This window comes from Caballeronia sp. SL1002, from assembly GCF_057814995.1.
Window position 1 is genome coordinate 238,426 of record NZ_JBYMUW010000001.1, and the last position, 20,776, is coordinate 259,201.

Genomic DNA, 20,776 nt, shown 5'->3' on the forward strand with positions numbered 1-20,776 from the left:
GTGGGTCGAGCCTTTCGCACCTGCGCGCCTCCTTCTTCCGCATGCGAGCGTCAACCGGCTCGTGCGTCTGGCTGACGAGGCTCAGCCGACTCACGGCTCACTCGTAACTCCCGAATTCCGATTGCGCCGGGCTACTTGCGGGCAGCGGCGAATAGCCGGGCACGCTGGCACGGAATTGCTCGATCAGTCCCGTATCGACGTTCGAAAGGCCTTTTAGCTGCAATTGCAGGAGCACGCGCGTGCCGCTGCCGCCCGACGCGGTGCTCGTCGAAGTGGTGATGTAGCGCTGCACCGCGAAGCCGAGCGACCAGCACTGCGCGTCGAATTGCAGGCCCAGCAGACCTGCCGTTATCCGATGCACGCGCATGTCGAAATTCACGCGGCCGACCCCTGACAGGCGATTGGTAAGTGGCCATTGCGTCGAAGCGACTAATTGGTTGACCGGCTGATTGTCGAGCACGGCGAGGTCGGCGCGCGTATAGCGATATCCGACATTGAGCACGCGCTGCGAGGCTGGACTCCACGCGAAGCCCGCCGTCGCGCGTTCGAGTTGGTTTCGTCCCTGATTGAACTGGATGGCCTGCTCCGCACTGAAGCCCTCGCCCACACGAAACGAGGCGCCCATGATGAGGTCGGAGTGATCCGCCGAGGAAGGCGCGTCGGTCGGCAGGAAAGTCACGCGCTGATCGCGGAAATAGTACGCTTGCGCGATTACGACGCGCGCGAGTTCCGCGCCGGATTCGGCGCTCACGAAACGCGTCGTGAGGCCGGCGGTCAGGCGGTTTTGATCGGCTATGCGGTCGTTGCCCACATAGGTGTTCTCCGAGAAGATCTCGGCGATGCCGAAGTCGGCGGCGGCTGTATCGAAGAGCGGTGCGTAGTTCTGGTCGCGGTACGGCGTGTAGACGTAAAAGAGCCGCGGCTCCAGCGTCTGAATCAAGCTTGCACCGAACACACGGATCGTCCGCTGAAACACGAGCCCCGTATCCAGGCTCGCGGTCGGCACGCTCACCGTGAAGTGCTTGGGCTGTCCGGCGAGCGTGTCGCTACCGATCGTGGAAAGCTCGTACGACGCGAAATGCCACTGCACCTTCGGCGTGAAAAAGAAGCCCGGTCGGTTGATCGAATAGCTGAGATACGGATTAAAGACGAAGCGGTCGCCCTGCATGGTGTCGGCCGTGGCGATCGTAAAACGAGTCGCGTTGGCCTGCATGCCGAAATCGAAGCCGCCGACGTTGTAGCGGGCGTAGTCCATGTTGACCTCCGGTTCGCGATTGTAAGGCGGGCTCGAATCGAACGACTGCCAGCGCTGCTCGCGCACGAGCGCGGACCACGGGCCGCTGTTGTACGTCAGTCCGGCTTCCTGCTGGAAAAGCGTTTGCGAGCCGGCGAGGTAGCTGTTCGCCGACGCGAGGTCGTTGGTGAAGTCCGCATCCGATACGCGGTTGTAGTTCACATAGCCCGCCAGCCCGGCCCCGAAATTTTGATTGTGTTTGAACGCGATCGAGTAGCGGTTGCGCTTGTCGACGGCGTCATCCGGCAAGTACGACACGCTCAGCTCCCCCGAGTAATTCGACGAAAGATAGCGATAGTCGGGTGTCAGCATCACGCCCCGCCTCGACATCGCGCGGGTCGTGAGCGTCAAGTCGTAATTGGGCGCGAGATTGAAATAGTAGGGCAGCATCATGTCGAAGCCGTTGCTCGAACTGTACGACAAGGTCGGCGGCAACAGCCCGCTTGCGCGCGTCGAATCGAGCGGAAACGACAGCCACGGGCTCGCGAACATCGGCACGCCCTGGAAGAACAGCACGCCGTCGCGCGCGATGCCCTGATTGGACGCGCTATCCATGTCGAAGCGCTTCGCCTTCAGATACCACGCGGGGTCCTCTGCGCAATCGCAGCCCGTGTAGGTACCTCTATGGATGACGGAGCGATCGTCGTCAATCAAGTCGATCCGCGCGGCACTACCGCTCCCGTTGGTGACCCGGAAGCGGTATTTCGGCGCGATCATGTAGCCATCCATCGCGTCGACTTGCAGGTGTGCCTCGGGGCCGGCGAAGGTGTCGCCCGAGTGGAAAAGGCGGACGCGACCGTAGGCATCGACGCGGTCGGTGTCGGCGTCGTAATGCAGCGCATCGCCCTTCACGAGCCGCCCCGTGCGGCGCAATTCGGCGTGACCCGTGAGCGCTGCATCGGTGTCGGCGGTCGCGGTCAGCGAGTCCGCCAAGCCGAATACCGCTGGACGGCTGTCCGCTTGGGTCAGGTGTTCGTCGAGCTGCGGACTGAGGCGCAATTCGACTTGCGCCGCGGCTGGATGGAGCGCTACTGCCGGTGCTCCGGCCAGCAGCAGTGCCAGGCGCTTGGAAATGCTCACTGCAAACGCGCCCTCAAAATGCCGTGCCGATCTGGAACTGAAACTTTTGATAGGTATCGCCGGCGTGGTGGACGATTGGAAAGCCGAGACTCAGCTTGAGCGGCCCAATCGGCGAAATCCATTCGAGACCCATACCGTAGCTGTAGCGCAATCCGTTCGAGCCTGTGCTGTTGCCTTCATCGCCCCAGACGTTGCCACCGTCGACGAACGTAAACACGCGCAAGGTGCGGTCGTAGCCGGTCCCCGGCAGCGGAAACGTCAGCTCGACGTTGCCGACCAGCATCTTTGAGCCGCCGATGGGGTCGTTGGTGGTCTTGTCGCGCGGACCGAGCGAACTCGAATCGTAGCCGCGAACCGAGCCGATGCCGCCGGCGTAGTAGTTCTTGAAGATTGGAAACGACTTGCCGCCGAGCCCCGCGCCGTAGCCCGCCTGGAAGTTGAGTCCGAGCACGAAGCCGCGGGAAAACGAGTGGTAAAACTGCGCGGTGACATCGGTCTTGTAGTACTCGGTATTGCCGAGCGGCGTGCCGAACTCCGCGTTCGACTGCAAATAGTAGCCGCGGCTCGGCACGAGCGCGCTGTCCCGGTTGTCGCGCTTCCAGCCTGCTGTGACCGGCACGTTGTTCACCACGCGGCCGAATTCAGACACGTAGTCCTGATACGACTGCGGCGTCGCTGAATCAACATTGAAGCGGTTCTGCTCTAGCCCCGCGCCAAAATACACCATGTCCGCCTCCGAGAACGGAATGCCGAACTTGGTATCCGCTCCGACCGTCACGATCCGAAAGCTCGAGTCGCTCGAATAATAGAGCGGGTAGGACGTCTTGTAGTACGCGTCCGTGATGCGCTGAATGCCGTCGATTGTGAAGTAGGGATCCGTCTGCGTGACGCTAAGGGTACGATAGGTCTTCGCTGTATTCACATTCACTCCGAGGCTCGTGCCCGAGCCGAACACGTTTTCCTGGGTCACGCCCGCCGACAGCACGATCTTGTCAGTCGATGAAAAGCCCGCACCGAGTGTGATCGCGCCGGTCGGCTTTTCAGCCACTTTGACCTGGATATCGACCTGATCCTGCACGCCATCCACGGGAATCGTAGTGACGTCCACGTCGGTGAAATAGCCCAGACGGTTCACGCGATCCTTCGATAGTTTGAGCGCGTTGCTGTCGAACCAAGCGCTCTCGAACTGTCGCATCTCGCGCCGCACGACCTCGTCGCGCGTGCGAGTGTTGCCAACAACCTCGACATGACGCACGTAGACGCGCCGACCCGGATCCACTTGCAGCACGAGCGCCACCTTGTGATGCACCTGGTCGATTACGGGCGCGGCGTTCACGCTTGCGAACGCGTAACCATATTCGCCGAGCTTATCGACCAGCGACTGAGTTACGCTCTGCAGCTTGTCGGCAGAAAACCTTTCGCCCGGGGCAATCCTGAGCAGGCGCTCGAGTTCGGCTTCGCGGCCGAGGAGCGTGCCTGCGAGTTTTACGCTCGACACGGCGTAGGGCTCGCCTTCGTGCAACGTCACCGTGAGATACATGTCCTTCTTGTCGGGCGAAATCGACACCTGGGTCGATTCCACGTTGAACTCGAGGTAGCCGCGATTCAAATAATAAGAGCGAACGTTCTGGAGATCGCCAGCGAGCTTTTCCTTCGCATACAAGTCGTTCTTCGTGTACCAAGAGAACCAGTTCGGCGTGGACAACTGCATCTCCTCGAGCAAGGTCTTCGTTTCGAATACGGTATTGCCCAGAAGATTGATTTGGCGAATTTTGGCGCTCGGGCCCTCCGTCACGGAAAACAGCAGCTGAACCCGGCCTTGATCTACAGGTGTCACGGTGGTTGTGACCTCGGCTGCATAAAAGCCCCGCGTGAGGTACTGACGCTTCAATTCTTGCTCGGCGCGATTCACCAGCGCGCGTTCGAAGGGCCGGCCCGGAGACAGACCGACCGCACGCAGCGCTTTGGTGAGTGTGTCCTTATCGAATTCATGCAGGCCTGCGAAGTCGATCCTCGCGATGGCCGCGGACTCCACGACGCGCATGATTACGACGTCACCCTCGATCGAAGCACTGACATCGGTAAAGAGACCGGTTTCATAGAGCGTCCGGATTGCTTCCGATGCGCGGTCGTCGCTAAAAGTGTCGCCGCGCTTGATCGGCAGGTACGCGAAGACCGAAGAAGGTTCAATGCGGCTGAGACCTTCGATACGTATATCGCGGATCGTGAACGGAGTGACTGCGTGCGCTTGCGACGTCATGACGGCGCCTGCGGCGAGTGCGAGTGAGCGCAGGGTGTGATGCTTCATTCGAGCTTTTCAAAAGAGATGAGATGGCGTGGCCGCTTTACTGCAGCGGCCCATTTCCGGGTGTCGGAAGCGACTGGCCAGTCGCGACGCCGAGGACTTCATTCATTTGTTCCGCGCTTGTCCGGCGCAGACGGAACGACAGCTCCGCGCCGCCGCGAAGCAGAAACGAGAGGACGAGCGAGTCCGTGCAGTCCGCGTCGATAGCGATTTCCCAGCCTGCGCATTCCATCGCAAACTTGGTGGCGCGCTCGTTTTTGCGGATGCGTTCGGACCATGAGATGGCGTTGGCGAGCGCGGCGAGCATTTCGTGCATCACTGAGCAATGCAGCGCGACGGAGTCGTGACTTTTGGCGTCGACGACCAGGTAGCGTCCATCGCCGGTGAGCCGGAATCCGTCGAGTGAATCGATCGTCAGTGCGTGTCGCCTTTCCATCGCCTAGCTCCCTCTTAAACAAAGCGCGTAGTGTAGGCAGGGGAGCCGCAGGTTTGAGTTACAGGGGTATTTCCGTGTGTTCTCCACGGTTTGCGCGGCGCTAGCCTTGTGTGCGTCTCGTTTCTTTCGGCGAGCCTTGCTAGGTGTGCGAGAGAGGATAGTCCGGGGCAGGGCGACTTGCGTTGTGGAGGTTTGAGATGTGTGTGCGGTGCCAGAAGCGTAACGCGAGGAGACGACTGGTAAGAGTTTTTGTGTGGGAACCGATCGGCGGTATGTAGTCTATAAGTCCAGATTTGCGCGACTGAGTCGAGCAGCCTGGTGACATCGCTCGGAGTGACCGCGGCGCTAAATGGCTACGCACTGTATGACAGCGTCCTTGCGACTTCCGACTGAAGCCATCTGATTTAGTTATTGAGCGGTCAAGCCATAACCAAGACGAGGATTGCCTCTCAAAAGAAGAGAAATGGTGCGGGTCCTGCGCGGCAGGGGCGCAGGGACAAACTCGCTGTCGCCTGCTGTTGGCGAAGAATGCGAAAAAGCCGAACGCCGCATGATTTCATCTGGTAAACCCGGCCTTCTTGAACCGCGCGCTTCCTCGTTAGGGTGCTGCCGAGGACGTTTCTTCACTTCTCGCGATAAGTGGCCCGTTCGTCGCCTCCGCAACGATGAGACCCTACGCTTTCAGTCGAAGCGGACCAGCAAGCCTCGTGGGCGAGCCGGCGCCGCGCCAATCGTCGAGCAGTGCGCGTTTTGAAAGCCATGGCCATCACGTTGTCGAGCGCCACTCCGATCGAGAACTTCTATAACTCAATAAACTGCGGTGGATACGCTGTCGGACCTCACCGCAACTGACAGGGACTAGCAATGCGACTGGGTTGGTACTCTAATCTCACGCCTGTGGAGCGGCGCACATACTGGGCTTGCTTTGCTGGACTCGGGCTCGATTCAATGGACGCCACGATATTTTCACTGGTGATTCCCGCTCTGATTGCGACGCTCGGCCTGACTCACCCGCAAGTGGGCTACTTGGCTACTGCGGCACTGCTAGGGGTCGCCATCGGAGGCTGGGGCGCCGGAATTCTCGCCGATAAACTTGGGCGCGTTCGGGTGCTGCAGTTCACCATTCTGTGGGTTGGCATCTTTACCCTTGCCGCGGCTTTCGTGAACTCGTTTCACGTACTGTTTGCTATCCGCTTCATGCAGGGATTAGGTTACGGAGGTGAAGCTGCCGTTGGTGGCGTGCTAATCAGCGAAGTCATCCGGCCTGCGCTGCGTGGCCGGGTTGCGGCCTCTGTCCAAAGTGGTTATGCGCTCGGCTATGCTGCCTCTGTCGGGCTCTTGCCGGTCATATCCTCTCTGTTCCCCGAGGAGATTGGATGGCGGGTTTTCTTCGCTATCGGCATTTTGCCGGCTGGCTTAGTTTCTTTCATCCGTCGTCTCGTGCCTGAGTCTAGCGTCTACTCGGATGCGAAGGCGGCTCGCGATACAGGGGGCATGCAGATGCCGTTTTGGGAGATCTTCGCTGGAGCTCACCTGCGTCGCACCGTGGCCGCAGTGGTTATGGCGACCGGCATATACGGAGGCGCGTATGTCATGATCACCTGGTTGCCTACCTATCTACGCACCGCGTTGCATCTCTCGGTCGCAACGAGCGCCGGATATTTGGCCTTTAATATCCTAGGTTCGCTTGTCGGACCTTTCTTTTACGGATGGATGGCGGACCGCGTGGGCCGACGACCGGCGTTCATGGCATTCCTAGCTCTTCAAGCCGCGAACGTAGCCGCTTTTCTGCTTGCTTCGATAGGCCCCATCGTCACTATCGGACTCAGCTTCTTTCTGGGCGCTTTCCAGGCGGCCTTGGCGTCCGGGATGCTTCCGACCTTTGCCGAATTGTTTCCGACTACCATTCGGGCCAGCGGCCAAGGGTTTTGCCTTGGAGGCGGGCGCGGTTTCGGGTCCGTGGTCCCGGCAGCGGTAGGGCTTCTTGCCGCGTCTTTGTCGCTCGGCACGGCGATGGCGGCATGCGCCCTGTGCGCCTACGTTGTCGCCTTCGGAGCCGCCGTTTTCTTGCCCGAAACGAGCGGAACGGACCTGCACGAGGCGCTCCTCGCTTCGGCTGAACAGATAGACACCTAGCAGCAAAGCGCCAGCCGACCAGCTCGCAAGTGGAGGCGGAAGTCTTGCATCACGATGCGCCCGGCTGTGAACGGGGTCGAGTTGATGCCGCACGAGCCGATATTGTCCGCAAATACTCGCACGGAAACAACGCCTCGTTGCCGTTCATCGACCCAAGGCGCGCGCAGTAGCGACACCGCACCCGACTAATTTCGGTGCCGTCGCTTCTTCGCCGACAATGCAGCCTTCGCTTTGCTCTGCAGCGTCTCGAGTCGAAGGCGAATGAGTGATCCCGGGCTGCTGTCATGACAAGTACGCGGCAAGGATAATTGCACCCCTTTCGCGTCGCTCCTTCCTCCGACATTACATGCTTCCCGGCGGACGAGACCTGGCCGACCGTCAGCGCTTCGTCTGGGCCAGAGACTGACATTGGAACGCATGACAAGAGCTCATTTTTGACGAGCACTAGTTGATGATTCTGGAAGGTTTAGTGATGCAGGTGTTCGCATTTGCCAGAGACGCATGGATTGCGCTCTAGCTTCGCAAGAGCTTGGGCATGGCGCAGCACCTCGCCGACCTCCAAAGGCCCACCGTGACCCATGTGGAACCGCTTGCCGCCGCTCTCCACCATCCGGATCAATTCACGCGACACAGTCGCGGGATCATCTTCGAACGGCGGTCGAATCGCTCGCCCCTTTCGGATCACACCACCTATCAGGATGCCTGATGCGATCAGGTCGCCGACCATCATGTCCTGGGACGACAACTCCACGGCAATCGAGCCCGGCGTATGGCCGCCAGTATGCCGCACGACGCCATCAACTCCGAAGTCGAGCAGGTTCACCGTGTGGCCGTTGGTCATCATGATGTCCGGGACAAAGCCTTCGTATGGTTCGTGCGGAACTGGCGTCTTGAGAAACAGCTTGCCGACCCAACTCGTCGTGCAATAAGTCATCGGCTCCTTGCAACTGTAAAAATGCGCGTCATTCTGGTGCGCCAGAATGGGCGCGCCCGACAATGCGCGCACACGTGCCGCGCTGCCGGCGTGATCGGTATGGGCATGCGTGACAACGATCAACTTGATGTCGCGAAACGTCAGCCCGTGTTCGGCCAGAACCTTGCCGATCTTGATTTCCGATCCGGGAATGCCGGTGTCAATGAGTACACAACCGGCCTCGCTGCGGATGAGGTGGGCGTTGACCATACCAAAAGGCAAGATCGGAATGGTAATGATCTGGATCTGAAACATGGAGTTATCCTTGGATATGCAAGGGCACGGCTACTTGCGGTCTATTGTGTAAATGAAGAAGTCTTCCTCATCGCTGCGATGCCACGCGCTCACCGGTGCCCGCGATCATGTAAAGACCGGCAAGAGGCCCTTCCGCAGGCTCAATCTTTGAGGGCATAGCAGCGACTAACGGCGCGGCAAAGCCCCGGATCAGGTCTGACAGGTCGCCCGGTGCTTCCAGGGGCGAGAGATGGCCGATGCCCGACAGAATATGCAAAGTGGCATACGGTATGCGCGTCATCAACTCCCGCTGCAGCACTGCCGGTGGATCGACTTGATCTTTTCGCCCGAAATGACGAGGGTGGGGACGCGAATCAGTGCGGCTTGCGAGCTGATGTCTTCCTGGCTGGCGGCCAGCGGCCACGCCACTTTGGCAGCGGGCGCTCCTTGCAGGCTGTCCTGCACGACTGTTTCCAGATCGTCCGGTTGAAGAGGGCTGGCTGCCAGCACCTGCCGGACGGTGGCCAGGATGCTTTCCCGGCTGTCGTAGGCGTTGACCATGCCTTGCCTGACTGCAAGCGGCATGTTCATCGGAGATGGCGGCGATGGCGCCGCCAGCACCAGCCCTGCCAGTCCCGCCGGGTGGCGCGATGCCAGCAGCTGCGCGACTTTGCCGCCCATTGAATGCCCCACCAGGATGTAACGATCGAGGCCGAGCCTTTCGATCAGCCGTTGGGCATCATCGGCCAGAGCCGCTAGCATGTAACCGCCAGGTGGCTTGTCCGACTGGCCCCAGCCTCGCTGATCGATAGCGATAGTACGAAAAGCGGCCCTAAGGCTCCGGGTGACATGCCGCCACGTGCGCGAGGAACCTCCCCAGTAATGCAGGAACACAAGCGCCGGAGTGTTGATCCCGAGATCCTCGACATGCAGTTTGAAGTTGTTCGAACAGGTGTTCACGAGACGGCTCCTGAAACAGGCTGGCAGCACGGATATTGCGGCTGTGGTGATCTCAGGCGGCGGCCTGAAGGATGAAGTCAGCGACGACCACGGGATGTGACAGCATCGGCACATGGCTGGAAGCGACGCGCTTGATCGTTGCATTCATGCGCGCGGCCATGCGTTCCTGCTCCCCGCGCAGGATGGCCTGATCGTCTTCGCCGATCAGGTAGAAGGTGGGACGACTGTGCCATGCGGCCTGTGTCAGAGTGCCGCCAAGCGCCGCACCGTTGATCGGGCCCTGCGTGGCATGGGCTACCTTCTGCTCGGCGGGGTCGAGGTCCTGTGCGAACAGGGTGGCGACGCCCTTGGAGGTGAGCGACAGGAACCCTTCCGCGTCGGGCCTGATTTCGTCGTTGAGCGGGGCTGCTTCGAACTGGGCGAAGAGCGAACCCGCGGATTCCCCCGCATCCGGCGCAAAGGCGTCGATGTACACGAGCCGTTTGACCTTGGGATCGTTACCTGCCTGCCCGATCACGGCGCCCGCATAGCTGTGACCAACCAGAACCACATCTCCCTGCGCCCGCGCGATGGCACGGCCAACGGCCGCGACATCGGCCTCGAAACTGGTGAGCGGGAGCTGGACGGCAGTCAAGGTCATTCCCCTGGCGGCCAGCAGAGGAATGATCTTGGCCCAGCTGGAGCCATCAGCCCAAGCGCCATGAACGAGGATTATTAGAGACAGAGTGAGATGCTGAGACAGTCATGGTATTTCTCCTTGAATAAATGCTTGGGGGAAGATGTTTAGCCGTGCCAGTGCGAGCAGCGGATGACGGAGCAGAAATTACCGCGATGGAAATGCGGCTCCTTGTCGCCGATCACGTCTGCCTTGACGTTGCCGAATGTGGTGTCGGGCTTATGCCTGACGCCGTCGTAGAAGGCCTGGATGATGTCTTCCTTGAAGGCGGGTGTGCGTGGAAAGGCTGCGACCACGGCCTCACGGATGTCAGCGGGATAGCGGTCATAGGTCAGGCCCAGCACGTCCATCTCAACGCCTGCAGTGGTAAGAGCGATCACCGGATGCATAAATTCCGGTACGCCCGGCGTGGTGTGCAGCGCAATGCCAGTCCACACCTTTTCAATGTCAGCGGGGTCGAGCTTGTAGCTTTGCAGGAAGTCGCGGGCGGCGTTCGCGCCATCCACTTCGAAGCGCAGGTTGGCGCTGCTGTGCGACGGCATCAGACCGACGTCGTGGAACATCGTCGCTGCGTAAAGCAGCTCCGGATTGAAGCTCAGGCCACGTTGCTGTCCGGCGATGGCGCCGAAAAAATAAACTCGGCTGGAATGGTTGAAGAGCAGCTCGGTCTCGGTATCGCGCACAAATTCGGTGATAGCCCGGGCCAGGGCGCTGTCGGGAATGGCGATGCCATTGATGGCCCGCGTTGCATGATGATGGTGGGTCAAGATTGTTCTCCTTGGATAGCAGACATGGCGGGTATCTGATGAATGCGGCAGCGGCTTTTGCTGACGGCCGTTGCCCTGGATTGAATGGATGGTTTGACTGGTGCCCGACGAGGACCTAGCAGCCGACCCAGTCATCATCGCGACGTTCCGGCCTGGCAGCAATTGCATTGATGTCCGGAAAACTGCCAAGCGTGAGTGATAAACTGCCAGCGGCGTTTTGGGCTGAGTGGCGGCCGGAAAACGGATCATTCCTGGCACAAGGACACGGGTACTGATGGCACAGAGAGAAGTAGCAGTTGTCGTTTTCGACGGCGTTCAGGCGCTTGACGTAGCCGGGCCGCTCGATGTCTTCACAGCAGCCAATGGCTTTTTGCCGAAACAGGACCATTACCAATGCGTCCTGGTGGCGAACAGCACACAGCGCCTGCGCGGGTCCAACGGAATGTGGATGGTCGCTGATCTCAGCTTCGCTCAGGCAGACCGCGCTTTTCACACAGTACTGGTAGCAGGAGGCCCGCACCTTCCCGCCAGTCCACCCGACGATGACATGTCGGCATGGCTGAGAAGATGGGGTGTAGCGGCCCAGCGATACGGCTCGATCTGCACGGGCGCTTTTGCGCTAGGCCATGCGGGACTTCTCGATGGGCGAACCGTCACGACGCATTGGCTTTGTTCGGAGCAACTCGCAACGCGGTTCCCTGCAGCACGAGTGGAGCACGACCGGATCTATTCTCGTGACGATCGACTGGTGACCTCCGCCGGCGTAACGGCCGGCATTGACCTTAGCCTCGCTCTGGTTGGAGAAGATCACGGACCTGCGCTTTCTCTCGCATGCGCCAAGGCACTCGTTGTTGTCGCGCAGCGCCAGGGAGGCCAATCTCAGTTCAGCCCCCTGCTGATCTCGGTCCGCGACCCGGAAACCCCGCTGGGCAAGGTGCAAACCTATGTAATGGAACATATCCGGGAGGCCTTCCCGGTTGAGCGGCTCGCTGATATTGGCGGTGTAAGCCCGCGTAGCATTGCGCGGCTTTTCGTTAGTGAACTGAGAGTAACCCCGCATGAATTCGTAGAAGGGGTTCGCCTAGATCAAGCTCGCAAACTTTTGGAATCCACAGAGGTGGCCCTCAAGACCATCGCTTTCGACTGTGGCTTTACCAGTCCCGACCAAATGCGGAGCGCGTTTCAGCGACGACTCAACGTCACACCTCAGCAATATCGAGGGAGCTTCAGAACCGCGTAAGGAGAATTTGTCGCGAGGAAATTGGAACGTCGTGGTAAACGGCTGACTATGAGCGCGGTTAAGTGCCGCGACGAAGGCGCGGTATGGCCGTTCCATTCTGATACCTGCCCTTTGAACCGTGACGACCCGACTGTCGGCAATGAGTCGGGTTTCGACGGTGGTGACAACAGGAAGCGGCCATCATCCGTCTTTGCGCCACGCTGGACGCTTACGTTCGAAGGTCTGATCCACTTAGGCGTAGCTGTTCGGCATGCTCCCGGGACGGTGGAGACGCTCCATTCGGAATTAATCGTCGGCATCGCCGTCTGAATTCGCACGTGGATAATGACAGGCGTAAAACGGCCCAGGTTATGGTCAGCGATCTGACTAACGTCAGAGTCGAACGAGTGCTTGAGGGTGGGTGCCCGATCGAATGCTGACGCGTTGTCAATTGAAACATGCCTTCGACGGACCAGTGAATTCCGGTCAGAACCTACGGTCGGGTAAGCTATAGGGTACGTAACTTCCCAACCTCCGGAGATTCGTGCCGTGCAGCGCCTGAAGGACCCGAATGAGACCGCAGCCGTTTCTGAGCAGCCGATTCCCGGCAGCACCACGCTCAACCAGGAAGCGTACCGGCGGCTAGAGGAAATGATCGTGACGCTTGAGCTTGCGCCCGGCTCGCTGGTGTCCGAATCGATCCTGAGCCGGCAGCTTGGCATCGGCACGACGCCGATCCGCGAAGCGCTGCAGCGGCTCGCGCGGGAATATCTCGTCGAGATCATTCCGCGGCGCGGTGTCGTGGTGACGACCATCGACGTACGACGCCAGTTCGAAGTGCTCGAAACCCGACGTGAACTAGACCGGCTGCTAAGTTCCGCAGCCGCAAGTCGCTCAACAGCTGCGGAGCGGGAAGCTTTTGCGGGCAATCTCGCGATGACGCGCAAGGCAATCGCCGACCACGACACCCGCGAGTTCTTGCGCCTCGATGCCGAACTGAACCTGTTGCTAGCCAAGGCCGCGCGCAACAGCACGGCGGCAGCGCTCGCATCGACACTGCATACCGTGTCGCGTCGTTTCTGGTTTTATCACCACGATGAACGCAAGGCCCTTGCGGAGATCGGCCCGATCCACGCCGATCTCGTCGAAGCAATCGCATCGGGCGATCCTGCGCTGGCAGGCCAGTCTTCCAACGCGCTGATTGACCATCTCGTCGCGTTCGCTCAGGCCACGCTGCCGCATCCCCACCAGCCCGACTGAGGCGCTTCGGCTCGGATTCCATCTAAGGGTTATCTCGCAGTTGCCGCACGCAAACATCACCCTTACTATCGTCTCCGTACTGGCATGCCAGTGGCATGCCAGAATTTAAAGCGACCATTTTGGAGGGGACGATGGAGCAAGCAGCAACCAGTCAGTACATGATTTCGCCCTTGGGAGACGCGTTGGGCGCGGAAGTGACGGGCCTCGATCTCTCGACGCCTGTAAGCGGCGAAATCATCGCGGAACTCAAGCACGCGATCGGTCAATACGGCGTGCTGTGTTTTCGCAGCCAGTCGCTGAGCGAGGGGCAACAGATCGCGTTCTCGAAACAGTGGGGACCGCTGGAAGACTTTCCGGAGGAGGACAAGACGGTATCGGCGGCGACTGTCTATCACGTGGCAAACGTTTCTGCGGACGGTCAGAGCCTGCCGGAGACGGACTTCCGCGTGATCTTCCAGAAGGTCAACGCACGCTGGCATACCGACAGTTCTTATCGGTACGTCCCGGCCTATGTGTCGCTGCTGTACGGGATCGAGGTGATGCCAAAGGGCGCACCAGGTGGACGCACGGGATTCTCGAACATGATTACGGCGTACGCCGCGTTGCCCGATGCTCTGAAGGACCAGATCGAACCGCTGCACATGGTCCACACATATGAATTCGGTCGGCGCCTTTTCCCCGAACTACCGCCGGTGACGAAGCATGAGAAGGAGTCGGTGCCCCCGGTGAGCCAGCCGCTCGTGCGCGTGCATCCGGACCGTAACTATGAGCGCTCGCTGTACTTCACGGCGAATGCCGGCAACGAAGTCAGCGGACTGCCGCTCGAAGAAGGCCAGGCGTTGCACAGAACGCTAGTTGAACACATCGCGCAGCCGCAGTTCACTTACTTCCACGAATGGGAGAAGGGTGACCTGGTTGTCTGGGACAACCGCACGATGCTTCACAAGGCCGAAGCCTACGACATGAGCAAGTACCGCCGCGTGTTTCGTCGCACGACAGTCGCAGGCGATGGCCCCGTGCTCGGCCCGTATTCGCGGGCCTCGATCGGCAAGGTCAAGGCGCTGTAACGAGCCGCGCTAACGAGCCGCGACCTTCGCGACAGTTGCAAGGTCGCACTCGCCATTAATCACAAGGAGACAACGCATGGCCGGATCGAACCCTTCCGCGGACGCAATGAGACCCTATCAATTGCCGTTTCCGAAAGAAGCAGCGAAGGAGATCGTCGTGCCGTCGGCGATACCCGAAGACGAGCGCCTGTGGGTGCCGCAAGCCGAGAACGTGTGGTTTAGGCCGCTGTGCCTGAACGTATCGACCGGCTACTGGATGAACCTGCTGCGCGTGCGAAAGTCCGGCGTGCTGAGCCGCCACCGCCATCCGCAGGCGGTGCATGGCATGGTGCTCAAGGGCCGCTGGCGCTATCTGGAGCACGACTGGGAAGCGACCGAAGGCAGCTACGTATTCGAGCCGCCCGGTGAAACCCACACGCTCTACGTACCCGAAGACGTGGAAGAGATGATCACTTACTTTCAGGTCAACGGCGTGATGTTCTATTGCGATCCGTATGGCAACTACACCGGCTATGAGGACGTCTTCACGAAAGTCGACATGTGCCGCAAGCACTTCGCGAGCGTCGGACTCGGCGAGGAATACGTCGATCAGTTCATCCGGTAATCCAGAAGGCCGCGTTCCCCCAGCTTACAAGAGCATTGTAGGAGACACCATGCATGTGAAGTCATCGCGCCTGAAGCGTATTCAGGTGATCGCCATCGCAATGCTGACGATTGCGGGCATCGTCAATTATCTGGATCGAAGTACGCTGTCGATCGCAAATCATTCCGTGAGCCAGGAACTCGGCCTTTCCGCATCGCAGATGGGCTTGCTGCTTTCCGCCTTCTCATTCGCCTACGCGTTCTCGCAGTTGCCCATCGGTATGCTGCTCGATCGCTTCGGCGCTCGCGTGATGCTTGGCCTTGGCATGTTCGTCTGGTCCGCCGCGCAATTGTGCGGCGGCCTCGTGACGAGCCTTCCGCAGTTTCTCGTCGCGCGCGTCGCGCTCGGTCTCGGCGAATCGCCGAATTTTCCGGCCGGCGCGAAAGTCGTCAGCGAATGGTTCGGCGTACATGAGCGCGGACGGCCGACCGGCATCTTCATCACTTCGTCGACCATCGGACCGGCGCTTGCCCCGCCTGTATTAACCGTGCTCCTGTTGACGTTCGGCTGGCGCACGATGTTTATCATCATGGGCGCGTTTGGGATTGCAGTGTCGATCGGATGGTATCTCGTCTATCGAGACCGCCGGAAGGTCCCGCTCGAACGTAGCGAGATTGCTTTTCTCAGCGAGGGTGAAGGCGAGCAACGCGCCGAGCGCCGTATGACGATGCGCGAATGGCGCAACCTATTCAGCAAATCGACGACGTGGGGCATGATCTTTGGCAACATGGGCGTGATCTACATGGTGTGGCTCTATCTCACATGGCTGCCCGCATACCTCGAGCACGAGCGGCATCTTTCGATTGCGAGCACCGGGTGGCTCGTCTCCATCCCGTACCTGTTCGGTACGATCGGCATGCTCTCGAGCGGCTTCGTCGCCGATGGCCTGATGGCGCGCGGCATGGCGCCGATGCGCAGCCGCAAGTGGCCAATCTGCGTCGGGCTCCTCGGCGCTGCGCTCTTCACCGTGCCTGCCGCGTTCACCCCAAACCTGACACTCGCAATGATTTACCTTTGTGCCGCGATGTACTTCGTCAACATGGCGAGCGGCGCGTGCTGGGCGCTCGCGACAGTGGCCGCGCCACGGCACATGGTGGCGTCGCTTGCGAGCATTCAGAACTTCGGCGGATACTTCGGCGGATCGTTTGCTCCATTCGTGACGGGGATCGTCGTAGACCGGACTCACTCGTTTGTGAACGCGTTTCTCATCAGTGCGGCCGTCGCGTTCGCAGCGGCTCTCGTCTACATGTTCGTCGTGCGCAGCCGAATCGAGGATGGCGAAACCGCCGTCTCCGCTCTTCCTGTTTCCGACTTTTCCTGACCGATATGACTTTCCTGACTGATTTGTTCAAAGGCAAGACCGCCCTTGTCACCCGGCGGCACCCAGGGTATCGGGGCGGCCATCGCGCAACGGCTCGCCTCGCTCGGCGCGCAGGTGATCGCGGGCGGCATCGCGCCGACCGATGAGCAGCGGCAAACGCTTGGTGCGCGGGTGAAAGTTGTCGCGCTCGATGTCAGCGACGATGCCAGCGTGGCGTCGTTCGTCGGCGAGGCGCAAGCAATAGACATCCTTGTCAACTGCGCCGGAATGATCCGGCGCGGCGAGGAGCTCGAGATCGAGATGTTCGAACGGTGATCGCGGTGAACCTGGGCGGGACAATGCGGGTCTGCGCCGCCGCGCGCCAGAAGCTGGAGGCGGCGGGCGGTGTGATCGTCAATACCGCCTCGATGCTGGCCTACTTTGGCGGTGGCCTCGTGCCGGGCTACAGCGCGAGCAAAGGTGGCGTTGCGCAACTGACGAAGTCGCTCGCGATCGCCTATGCAGCGCAGGGCATCCGCGTGAATGCAGTCGCGCCCGGCTGGATCGCGACGCCTCTCACGCAGGCGTTGGTGTCTGACGAGAGCCGCTCGCAGGCAATCCTGGAACGTACGCCGATGAAGCGCTGGGGCCGTCCCGAGGACGTCGCCGATGTCGTCGCTTTCCTGTGTTCCCCGGCAGCGGCCTTCATGACGGGGGCTATCGTACCGGTCGACGGCGGTTATCTGGTGGCCTAGCTGACAGCACGGGGATTCGCGATGTTCACGAAAAGCGGCGAGCCGCGATCGTCGACGCGATGCAACAATAACGACGGATCGCCACGTTCTGGCAGCGTTGGCTGGTTTCTGAACGACCACGCCGCTGCGAGCGCTCCGTAGCGCCGCTAATGGCATCGGTGCTTCAAGCCGCCGGATATCGGGATTTTTGATGACGCAGCTCGTTGCTCGTCAGCGCTCACAGCCAAATCCGGTCGACATGCGTCCGACGTAATCGGGTATTGTGCGGGCAACGAAGACTCGTTCGTCGTGACTGCCATTTAGACACTCGCGCGACGTTCTGCTCGTCATCGGTCTTTCGAATACCGATGACATACACCGTCGCTGGTTGACATTAGAGATGTTAAGGCGTCGCTTTACGGGACGATTTTTCAGGTTGCTTCCGCATCGTCGCGAACGAGATGTTCAATCAACGTGTCGATGAACACCCGCACACTAGGCCGGGCAGGACGCGGTCCGCATAGCGGGCTATCGGAAGATCGAACGTGCCACGCAAGTTTGCCTTCCAGATAGGTGGGTGCGATTCGACGCAGGTCCACAGCCCAAGGACGTCGCCACTCATCGCGTCGATCCGACCAACGGCACGTTGCATACGCATCGTGTTCCAAGCCATCACGGCGTTGGTGAGCGACGCCAGCGATAACGCGCCGATCAAATCGTTCTGGGATGGTCTCAAGAGCGAACTAATCTACCATCTGCGGTTCGCTACGCGCGAGCAAGCCAAAACTCGCCATCATCAAATACATCGAACTGTTTTGCAACTTTACAACCGGCAGCGCACGCAGTTTTCTTTACGCTACCTGTCATTCGCCGCATTTATGCAGCGCTTCTACGTGGATCGTACTGCAGCTTAACGCGTTGGCCTCCACCGATCCCTACCGACCTCGGTTTCGTCGGAGGTCGAGCCGTGAGATGGTACTCGCAATGCGCGTGCGACCGATGGTCGTCCATTGCGATTTCGCGCGGGTTTCCCCGGGGCTGCTACCGGTTGACGGCGGCCTGCCGCTGCTCTAACTTCACGCGGTGATCACCCGCCAAGCCCGTTTCCATGTTACCGGTATCATGCAACATGAAGAGAGATACAACCCGCGCTCGATACACCGCAGGAAACCACAGCGTCAGATAAAAGATGAGCCTGCCTCGCACGCACCGAGCAAGAAACGAAGCGTGGAGAAAGTCATCAGATTGGAGACGCCGATGGCGCTCGAAATCCGCTGAATGAACGCGAACAGCAACGAGATAACGCCCCGAAGGCATAATCCGTGCGATCCACAGCCTCGCGCCGAATCGGTGAAGGGCGAGATTTGACGGTACTTCGGTGACTTTCTGTTGCCAAGCGCCCCGCGGATGTCCTGAATCTTTCCGAAAGCAGTCGTCGCCGACGACTTACGCCGAAGGTCGCTTTTGGGTCGGGTAGCGACTTCGCCCCGCGGTCGCAACGCCTTGGTCGGCGCTCGAACTGTGAGCTCCGGCAACCGGCCACGAAGCGTCATTCACCCATCGCGTCACCCAGACGTTGAGACGTCGGGTACGCGCCTGAAAACCGGCGTCCATTCGGGAAATCGAACATTGGCTTTCCGCACTGGAGGTCAGCGGGCTTATGGCGGACCAGGTTAGTAAAACGACGAATGCCTGGTTCGCGCTTCGGACAATGACAAGCAGTTGTCCGGAACTGACCGAGCCGGCACTGTAGTCAGAACATCGTCAAATTCGCTGCCTAGGCGTAACGACCTAACGCATTAGCGATCTCGTTGGTGGTCGCGAAGCGCTGGACCGGTCTCAGCACGAAGTTCGCTGCTTCCCTGGAACTCCACGGAAGGATGCACGTGATGACCTGATTGGATGGGAAGACCGCGTGAGATGAGGACGGCCTCGATAGAGAGCGTCAAGCGACAGGTCCACAAAGCGAGTCAAGAAATAGTCCAACAGTACGTTTGAAGCCGCCTGACCTTCAAGGACCTCATCAAGTTGGCTTGACGGTCGGGGATCCCGATTCGCTGTTCTCAGCGCGGGCGCCGGTAGTCGTACCGGTGAGCAAGCCAACGTCTCGCCGATCCATCTGCAAGGATGAAATACTGATCTTTCGTTTCATGATCGGGGCCATCGCGCGTGATCACTTCTTCCATTCGAAGCATGCGCCCGGCCCAACCGGGCGCGACCGGCGGCGCGGCGAACGGATCGAACCGCAGCGTGATGCGGTGCGGCGTGTCTCGCTCGAAACTCGATGCCGACATCGGCGCAACAGGAATGCGCGCTTCGATCGAGACGTAGCGCCACTGTCCTGCTGTCGTGTCGTAACCGAGGTAGTCGATTCGGAGCGGTTTAAGTGTTTCCGACGTGTGTAGCGTTTCCTCTAGGAAGCTACCCACCATCCGACGCTCGGCAACCAGACCCTTGCTGACCTCCGGCGCCGCGCCGGGTCCAGCCTTGAATGTATCGACCACTGACCAACTGCCTTCCTGTTCGGACAGCGCCGCAGTCTCCGCCGATGTTTGTGCGAAGGCAGGCAAGCTCAAAAAACATCAGGTAACGACAAGCGCTACTGCCAGACCGCCGCATGTGCGTATTGAATACATGTGTGTCTCCTTGTGACCAATAGTATCGACGTCATTGCTGAATATCAATTGGCTACATTGGGATATTATTTCTACTCAATGTAGCGACTAAGGATACAATGTGCTCGATCTTTTCAATGACATTCCAGCGTTCGTCGCGGCCGCCAGGGCCGGTAGCTTTTCGGCCGCCGGACGGGATCTACATCTCTTCCGCTCGGCTGTCGGCAAAGCGATCGCCCGAATCGAAACGCGGCTCGGCGTGCGATTGTTCAGTCGCACGACGCGCGCACAGATACTCACGGAAGAGGGCCGTGCATTCCTTGCACGGTGTGTCAGGGCAACGGATGAGTTGCTCGAGGGCGCGGCTCTACTCGAAGCGCGGCGGTCAAGCATCGGGGGCGTACTCAAGGTCACGATGCCGGTCCTTTACGGGCGGCTGAAGGTCGCGCCTATGCTGTTGCGCCTCGCAGATGAACATCCCGAATTGACACTCGAACTGGACCTGCGAGACCGACGCGTTTCCCTGGTAGAGGAAGGGTTCGACCTCGCTGTCAGAAGCGGTCCAATCGGTTCCGTAGCAGGTCTGTCGACCTGTGTCGTTGGTCGACATGCCACTGTGCTCTGCGCCGCACCGTCTCTGGTCGAGCGACTCGGCATGCCCGGTTCACTCGATGACCTCGCTCGATACGACGCCATTATTTACCACCGCGATGGCTGGACTGAGCCTTGGATGTTCCCTGACGAGGACGGGCGTCATGTGTCGATCGAACCGGCTTCCCGAATTCGGGCGGCCGATCTCGGCATCATCTTCGATGTCGCGATCTCGGGGCGGGGTGTCGCGTGGCTGCCCGACTGGCTAATAGAGGATGCGCTCGAGACAGGACGACTCATACGCCTACTGCCTGATGTCCTTGCCCGTCACCATGACATCCATTTGCTTTGGGCGACGACACCGGCCGTGCCGGCCCGACTGCAAGTCGCCATCGCGGCGCTTACCGAAGCATCCAATACCTGATGTGCAGGCGCGACCGGTTGGGCAGGACTCACGGCATCCCGGAGGCTCGCGCCAACGCCTGC

Annotated in this window: 16 protein-coding genes and 3 pseudogenes; 9 read left to right on the forward strand and 10 right to left on the reverse strand. The window is 60.0% G+C overall.

Annotated elements, in window-relative coordinates; translation table 11 throughout:
- Nucleotides 1–97: 97 nt before the first annotated feature.
- Genes AC3D25_RS01165 through AC3D25_RS01175 form a run of 3 tightly spaced genes read right to left on the reverse strand, consistent with a single transcriptional unit; the run spans nt 98 to nt 5,115 of the window.
- Nucleotides 98–2,374 (reverse strand): LPS-assembly protein LptD, encoded by a 2,277-nt coding sequence (locus AC3D25_RS01165; RefSeq protein ID WP_488886685.1) that lies wholly within the window; start codon nt 2,372–2,374, stop codon nt 98–100.
- 13 nt (nt 2,375–2,387) lie between these two features.
- A complete protein-coding gene (gene bamA, locus AC3D25_RS01170) occupies nt 2,388–4,682 on the reverse strand; it encodes an outer membrane protein assembly factor BamA (protein ID WP_488886686.1) in 2,295 nt (764 codons plus the stop codon).
- Between the two features lie 37 nt (nt 4,683–4,719).
- Nucleotides 4,720–5,115, reverse strand: a complete 396-nt coding sequence (locus AC3D25_RS01175) for a hypothetical protein (protein ID WP_488886687.1) — start codon at nt 5,113–5,115, stop codon at nt 4,720–4,722.
- A gap of 864 nt (nt 5,116–5,979) precedes the next feature.
- Here AC3D25_RS01175 and AC3D25_RS01180 point away from each other — a divergent pair.
- Nucleotides 5,980–7,251 (forward strand): MFS transporter, encoded by a 1,272-nt coding sequence (locus tag AC3D25_RS01180; RefSeq protein ID WP_488886688.1) that lies wholly within the window; start codon nt 5,980–5,982, stop codon nt 7,249–7,251.
- A gap of 466 nt (nt 7,252–7,717) precedes the next feature.
- Here the strand turns inward: AC3D25_RS01180 and AC3D25_RS01185 are convergent, their stop codons facing one another.
- The 5 genes from AC3D25_RS01185 to AC3D25_RS01205 form a co-directional block, all read right to left on the reverse strand.
- A complete protein-coding gene (locus AC3D25_RS01185; RefSeq protein WP_488886689.1) occupies nt 7,718–8,479 on the reverse strand; it encodes an MBL fold metallo-hydrolase in 762 nt (253 codons plus the stop codon).
- A 67-nt stretch (nt 8,480–8,546) separates the two neighbouring features.
- Nucleotides 8,547–8,759, reverse strand: coding sequence for a hypothetical protein (locus tag AC3D25_RS01190; protein WP_488886690.1), 213 nt, complete (start codon nt 8,757–8,759; stop codon nt 8,547–8,549).
- Entirely contained in the window at nt 8,759–9,418 is a 660-nt protein-coding gene (locus AC3D25_RS01195) for an alpha/beta fold hydrolase (protein ID WP_488886691.1), read from the reverse strand. The genes AC3D25_RS01190 and AC3D25_RS01195 overlap by 1 nt, the downstream gene beginning before the upstream one ends.
- Nucleotides 9,419–9,470: 52 nt before the next feature.
- A complete protein-coding gene (locus AC3D25_RS01200) occupies nt 9,471–10,160 on the reverse strand; it encodes an alpha/beta fold hydrolase (protein WP_488886983.1) in 690 nt (229 codons plus the stop codon).
- 41 nt (nt 10,161–10,201) lie between these two features.
- Nucleotides 10,202–10,861, reverse strand: coding sequence for an HD domain-containing protein (locus tag AC3D25_RS01205; RefSeq protein ID WP_488886692.1), 660 nt, complete (start codon nt 10,859–10,861; stop codon nt 10,202–10,204).
- A 274-nt stretch (nt 10,862–11,135) separates the two neighbouring features.
- Between AC3D25_RS01205 and AC3D25_RS01210 the strand changes: the two genes are divergently transcribed.
- The 7 genes and pseudogenes from AC3D25_RS01210 to AC3D25_RS01240 form a co-directional block, all read left to right on the forward strand.
- Entirely contained in the window at nt 11,136–12,101 is a 966-nt protein-coding gene (locus AC3D25_RS01210; RefSeq protein ID WP_488886693.1) for a GlxA family transcriptional regulator, read from the forward strand.
- A 528-nt stretch (nt 12,102–12,629) separates the two neighbouring features.
- Nucleotides 12,630–13,340 carry a GntR family transcriptional regulator gene (locus tag AC3D25_RS01215; protein ID WP_488886694.1) on the forward strand — a complete coding sequence of 237 codons (711 nt, stop codon included), beginning with the start codon at nt 12,630–12,632 and terminating at the stop codon, nt 13,338–13,340.
- 131 nt (nt 13,341–13,471) lie between these two features.
- Entirely contained in the window at nt 13,472–14,407 is a 936-nt protein-coding gene (locus AC3D25_RS01220) for a TauD/TfdA dioxygenase family protein (protein ID WP_488886695.1), read from the forward strand.
- A gap of 76 nt (nt 14,408–14,483) precedes the next feature.
- Nucleotides 14,484–15,011, forward strand: coding sequence for a 2,4'-dihydroxyacetophenone dioxygenase family protein (locus AC3D25_RS01225; protein WP_488886696.1), 528 nt, complete (start codon nt 14,484–14,486; stop codon nt 15,009–15,011).
- Nucleotides 15,012–15,060: 49 nt separating this feature from the next.
- Nucleotides 15,061–16,371: an MFS transporter gene (locus tag AC3D25_RS01230; protein WP_488886697.1), complete on the forward strand. Its 1,311-nt coding sequence runs from the start codon at nt 15,061–15,063 to the stop codon at nt 16,369–16,371.
- 114 nt (nt 16,372–16,485) lie between these two features.
- A pseudogene (locus tag AC3D25_RS01235) lies at nt 16,486–17,105 on the forward strand (SDR family NAD(P)-dependent oxidoreductase).
- Nucleotides 17,106–17,782: 677 nt separating this feature from the next.
- A pseudogene (locus AC3D25_RS01240) lies at nt 17,783–17,998 on the forward strand (IS3-like element ISBvi4 family transposase); the annotation flags it as partial.
- 214 nt (nt 17,999–18,212) lie between these two features.
- Here the strand turns inward: AC3D25_RS01240 and AC3D25_RS01245 are convergent.
- Both AC3D25_RS01245 and AC3D25_RS01250 read right to left on the reverse strand, forming a co-directional pair.
- Nucleotides 18,213–18,461 (reverse strand): annotated as a pseudogene (locus tag AC3D25_RS01245) (MFS transporter); the annotation flags it as partial.
- 686 nt (nt 18,462–19,147) lie between these two features.
- Entirely contained in the window at nt 19,148–19,588 is a 441-nt protein-coding gene (locus AC3D25_RS01250) for a hypothetical protein (RefSeq protein ID WP_488886698.1), read from the reverse strand.
- 232 nt (nt 19,589–19,820) lie between these two features.
- Here AC3D25_RS01250 and AC3D25_RS01255 point away from each other — a divergent pair, with 232 nt between their 5' ends.
- Entirely contained in the window at nt 19,821–20,714 is an 894-nt protein-coding gene (locus tag AC3D25_RS01255) for a LysR family transcriptional regulator (RefSeq protein WP_488886699.1), read from the forward strand.
- The last annotated feature ends 62 nt before the right edge of the window (nt 20,715–20,776 follow it).

Bases quoted from the DNA above. Each gene is read 5' to 3' on its own strand.
- AC3D25_RS01230 (WP_488886697.1), top strand. From the start codon at position 15,061: ATGCATGTGAAGTCATCGCGCCTGAAGCGTATTCAGGTGATCGCCATC.
- bamA (WP_488886686.1), bottom strand. From the start codon at position 4,682: ATGAAGCATCACACCCTGCGCTCACTCGCACTCGCCGCAGGCGCCGTC.
- AC3D25_RS01225 (WP_488886696.1), top strand. From the start codon at position 14,484: ATGGCCGGATCGAACCCTTCCGCGGACGCAATGAGACCCTATCAATTG.
- AC3D25_RS01185 (WP_488886689.1), bottom strand. From the start codon at position 8,479: ATGTTTCAGATCCAGATCATTACCATTCCGATCTTGCCTTTTGGTATG.
- AC3D25_RS01180 (WP_488886688.1), top strand. From the start codon at position 5,980: ATGCGACTGGGTTGGTACTCTAATCTCACGCCTGTGGAGCGGCGCACA.
- AC3D25_RS01190 (WP_488886690.1), bottom strand. From the start codon at position 8,759: ATGACGCGCATACCGTATGCCACTTTGCATATTCTGTCGGGCATCGGC.
- AC3D25_RS01210 (WP_488886693.1), top strand. From the start codon at position 11,136: ATGGCACAGAGAGAAGTAGCAGTTGTCGTTTTCGACGGCGTTCAGGCG.
- AC3D25_RS01220 (WP_488886695.1), top strand. From the start codon at position 13,472: ATGGAGCAAGCAGCAACCAGTCAGTACATGATTTCGCCCTTGGGAGAC.
- AC3D25_RS01175 (WP_488886687.1), bottom strand. From the start codon at position 5,115: ATGGAAAGGCGACACGCACTGACGATCGATTCACTCGACGGATTCCGG.